Consider the following 4,701-nt stretch of genomic DNA (forward strand, 5'->3'; position numbering starts at 1 on the left):
TTGTATCTTTTGTTATATTTTATGTACCTACTTTATGCAACTTAATACGTATTCTCTAGCCCATTTATCTATTTGCAGTATTTCTTCTAGATTTGGCTTTTCTATACTATTATGAGCTTCTAAAGTTTTTTCTATATAATATGGTATGTCATAGAATCCAATTTTATCCTCTAAAAATTCATTTACTAATACTTCATTTGCACTATTTAGTACTGCTGAGTATGTTCCTCCCATTTTTAATGTGTCATAAGCAAGCTTTAGACATGGGAATGTATCTAAATCTGGGTTTTCAAATGTTAATGTTGCTATTTTTGCTAAGTCTAATCTTTCAAAGTCATTTACTATTCTATCAGGATATGTAAGTGCATATTGTATTGGTAATCTCATGTCAGGGCATCCTAGTTGTGCCATTACAGAGCTATCTATAAATTGTACCATTGAGTGTATTATACTTTGTGGGTGTACTACTACATCTATTTGATCATGTTGCACACCAAATAACCACTTTGCTTCTATTACTTCTAGCCCTTTGTTCATTAGTGTTGATGAGTCTATGCTTATTTTTCTACCCATTGACCAGTTTGGATGTTTTAGTGCTTGGTTTTTAGTTACGTTTAGTAAGTCTTCTTTAGTTTTTCCTCTAAATGGTCCACCTGATGCTGTTAGTATTATTTTTTCTATTTCTTTATTTTTTTCTCCATTTAAGCATTGGAATATTGCACTGTGTTCACTATCTACTGGAAGTATATTTACACCATATTTTTTAGCTTCACTCATTACAAGGTCCCCTGCACATACTAGTGTTTCTTTGTTAGCTAGTGCTATATCTTTGCCATTTTTTATAGCTTCTAGTGTTGGAACTAGTCCTATCATTCCTACTATTGCTGTTAATAATACGTCTATTTCAGAAAGTGATGATATTACTTTTAGTCCTTCCATTCCACTTAATACTTCTATATTTATATCATTTGGTATCATTGATTTTAGTTTTAATGCACTAACTTCGTCATATACTGCTACGTATTTTGGTTTAAATTCTTTTATTTGTTGCAGTAATAAATCTACACTGCTATTTGCAGATATTGCTACTACTTCAAATTTATCTTTATTTTGTCTTACTACATCTAGCGTTTGTTTACCTATTGATCCTGTGGATCCTAGTATTGATATTTTTTTCATTTTACTTCCCTTTCTATAATTTTAATTTGTTAACCTTTATATTATACCATTAATTAAAACTTTTTTATCATCTTTGAAGATTTCTTCATAAAAAAAGCTCCAACGTTTAGTTAGAGCTTACTTAATAAAGAATGTTATTGCGAAATATACAAATGGTGCTACTAATATAACACTGTCAAATCTATCTAATATACCACCATGTCCTGGTATTAATTTTCCATAGTCTTTTATTCCTACGTATCTTTTTATTGAAGATGCAAATAAATCTCCAAATTGTGCTACTATACTTCCTACACTACCTATTACTATTAATGGTACTATGTTAAGTTTAAATATGTAACCAAATAATATAGCACAAATTGTACTTCCTAATATCCCTCCAATAGCACCTTCTATTGTTTTTTTAGGACTTACTTTTGGGATTAGTTTATGTTTACCAAATAGGTATCCACTGAAATACGCAAATGTATCCGTAGCAAAAGCTATTGTAAATATAAGCCATACATATATGTTTCCAAGTTCAAAATCATTTATTGTAAGTACTATATAGTCTAAAAATATGGCTACATAAAAAATCCCTAAGAATGTTATAGCTATGTCTAATATGTTATTTTTACATCTTAATAAGTATGTTATTGAGATTAAAAATAATATAAATGCTAATACATATGAGTATTGTATGTCTAGTCCATAAATATTTTTTATTAGTAAATACCCTGCAAATATATATCCTATGTTAAATAGTGGGTTTATATCTTTTACCTTAAATGCTTTATAAAACTCATTTAAAGCAGTACAAACTATTGCTAATTCTGCTATGTATAAAGGCAGTCCACCTATTATTATAATTATAGATAATGGTACTAGGGCTAGCCCAGCAATAATTCTTGTAAGCATATATTATCTCCTTACTTAAGCCCACCAAACCTTCTGTCTCTATTTTGATATTCATATATAGCCTTTTGAAGTTCTTTTTCATTAAAATCTGGCCAATGTATATCTGTGAAGTAAAATTCAGAGTATGCCGCTTCCCATAGTAGGAAGTTGCTTAGTCTTTGTTCCCCACTTGTTCTTATTATTAAATCTGGGTCTTGGATGGACTTTGTGCTTAAATAATTTGTTATAGTATCTTCGTTTATGTTTTCTATATCTAGTTTACCACATTTTGAGTCTTTTACTATATCTATTACAGCATTTTTTATGTCATATCTGCTTCCATAGTTTAGTGCTAAGTTTAAATTAACTCCACTATTGAATTTAGTAAGCTCATATGCTCTTTCTAATTCATCTATGCAAGCCTTTGGTAATTTTTCTGTGTCCCCTATTGTTGTTACTTTTACGTTGTTTTTATGTAGTTCTGTTACTTCTTTTTTTAAGTATGTAGATAATAAGTTCATTAATGTGTCTACTTCAAGCTTAGGTCTTTTCCAGTTTTCTGTTGAAAATGCATATAATGTTAAATGTTTTACACCTAATCTTTGACACTCTTTTAGTACTTTTCTAATTGTTTCTACTCCCGCTTTATGTCCTGCTGTTCTTGGTAAAAATCTAGATTTTGCCCATCTACCATTCCCATCCATGATTATAGCTATATGAGTAGGCACTTTATTTAAATCTATGTCATATAAATTCATTTTATGCCTCCAATAGAGTTTCTGACCCCTATTTCAAGGAGTCAGAAAAATATGTTATTAAAATTTTTACACCATCTTCTATTTGAGATATTTTTATAACTTTAGGAACTGTTAGTTTCTCTGCGTCTTTTTTACCTTTTATAGTTTCTATAGTGTAGTTTATATTTTGTTTTTTAAAAAATTCTTCTACATGGTTTACATGAAGGCCCAAAAGGTTATAATATTTTTCCAATATTATACCTCCATTATATCCTTTTCTTTAGCTACTGCTAATGCATCTATTTCTTTGATGAATTTGTCAGTTATCTTTTGAACTTCATCTTGAGCTTTCTTTAATTCATCTTCAGTTATTTCGCCTTCTTTTTCCATTTTCTTTAATGAATCGTTAGCGTCTCTTCTTTCATTTCTTAATCTTACTTTGTATTCTTCAGCTACTTTGTGAGCTTTTTTACTTAATTCTTTTCTTCTTTCTTCTGTTAAAGCTGGAACTGATAATCTTATAACTTGACCGTCATTTGTTGGGTTAAGTCCTAAATCAGAGTTTCTTATAGCTTTTTCTATTTCAGACATAGCTGACTTATCCCAAGGGCTTATCATTATTGTTCTTGGTTCTGGAACTGATACTGCTCCTATTTGGTTTACTGGAGTTGGAGTTCCGTAGTAGTCTACTCTTATTTTGTCTAACATTTGAGCATTTGCTCTACCAGCTCTTATAGTAGTGTATTCATGCTTAAGTGCATCTATAGTTTTATTCATTTTAGTTTCTAATTGCTTGTGTGTTTCTAATTTCATGATTCAATCCTCCTATTATATATATATCGAATTTTAATTTCCCACCGCTAGGCTTTAGCAACGGACCTGTTTTCCAAGGTCGTTGGCGATATGAGCGAAGCGAATTTTATTTAACTGTTGTTCCTATATTTTCACCCATTACTGCTCTAATTATATTCTCCGTTGAAAGTTCAAATACCTTTATAGGAATCTGATTATCCATACATAAAGATGTAGCAGTTGAATCCATTACTTTTAATTCTTTTTGAAGAACTTCTATATAACTTAATTCATCAAATTTAACTGCATCTGCATGCACTTTTGGATCTTTGTCATATACTGCATCAACGTTTTTAGCAAGTAATATAACTTCAGCTTCCATTTCAGCAGCACGTAGAGCTGCAGCTGTATCTGTTGAGAAATATGGATTTCCAGTTCCTGCACCAAATATAACTACTCTTTCTTTTTCTAAGTGTCTAACTGCTTTTCTTCTTATATATGGTTCTGCTATTTGTCTCATTTCGATAGCTGTTTGAACTCTTGTTTGAACACCTATATTTTCAAGTGCATCTTGTAGTGCCATAGCGTTCATTACTGTTGCAAGCATTCCTATGTAATCTGCTGTACTTCTGTCCATTCCTTCTGATGTTCTTCCTCTCCAGAAGTTACCTCCACCTACAACTACAGATACTTCAACACCTATTGCTTGTATCTTCTTTATAGCAATAGCGATTTCGTTAACAACATCGTTGTTTATTCCAAAACCTTTATCACCTGATAATGCTTCTCCACTAATTTTTAGCAGCACTCTTTTGTACATTGGGTTACTCATTTAGAAATCCTCCTCGTTTGAACTAAAATTACTTCCTTATATATTTTTAACAATCTTTATGAATCTTACGCCCATATAACTGTTATATATTTATATTTATATGTTTATTTATATTAAAATTTGCTTTTCTTAAAAAAAGAGAACACTTAAGTGTCCTCTTTTAGTAATTACTTAAGTTGCTTAGCAACTTCTTCTGCAAAGTTTTCTTCTTTCTTTTCTATACCTTCTCCAACTTCGAATCTTACAACTCTAACAACTTCTATTTCTGCTCCTACTTTTTTAGCA

Annotated in this window: 6 protein-coding genes and 1 pseudogene; all 7 read right to left on the bottom strand. The window is 30.5% G+C overall.

What is annotated here, in order from left to right; genetic code table 11:
- Window positions 1-27: 27 nt before the first annotated feature.
- Window positions 28-1,179, bottom strand: a complete 1,152-nt coding sequence (locus VLM92_RS10195) for a 1-deoxy-D-xylulose-5-phosphate reductoisomerase (RefSeq protein ID WP_325276238.1) — start codon at window positions 1,177-1,179, stop codon at window positions 28-30.
- Between the two features lie 117 nt (window positions 1,180-1,296).
- A complete protein-coding gene (locus tag VLM92_RS10200; protein WP_325276239.1) occupies window positions 1,297-2,076 on the bottom strand; it encodes a phosphatidate cytidylyltransferase in 780 nt (259 codons plus the stop codon).
- Window positions 2,077-2,087: 11 nt separating this feature from the next.
- A complete protein-coding gene (locus tag VLM92_RS10205) occupies window positions 2,088-2,813 on the bottom strand; it encodes an isoprenyl transferase (RefSeq protein ID WP_325276240.1) in 726 nt (241 codons plus the stop codon).
- 28 nt (window positions 2,814-2,841) lie between these two features.
- Complete coding sequence (locus VLM92_RS10210) at window positions 2,842-3,045, bottom strand: hypothetical protein (protein ID WP_325276241.1); 204 nt, start codon at window positions 3,043-3,045, stop codon at window positions 2,842-2,844.
- A 2-nt stretch (window positions 3,046-3,047) separates the two neighbouring features.
- The gene (frr, locus tag VLM92_RS10215; protein ID WP_325276242.1) at window positions 3,048-3,605 is read right to left on the bottom strand and encodes a ribosome recycling factor; all 558 of its coding nucleotides are present in this window, start codon (window positions 3,603-3,605) and stop codon (window positions 3,048-3,050) included.
- A gap of 106 nt (window positions 3,606-3,711) precedes the next feature.
- A complete protein-coding gene (gene pyrH / locus VLM92_RS10220) occupies window positions 3,712-4,416 on the bottom strand; it encodes a UMP kinase (RefSeq protein ID WP_325276243.1) in 705 nt (234 codons plus the stop codon).
- Between the two features lie 167 nt (window positions 4,417-4,583).
- Window positions 4,584-4,701: pseudogene (locus VLM92_RS17345) on the bottom strand (elongation factor Ts); the annotation flags it as partial.

Origin of the sequence: Romboutsia sp., assembly GCF_035470145.1 — a bacterium.
Taxonomy (GTDB): domain Bacteria; phylum Bacillota; class Clostridia; order Peptostreptococcales; family Peptostreptococcaceae; genus Romboutsia_D.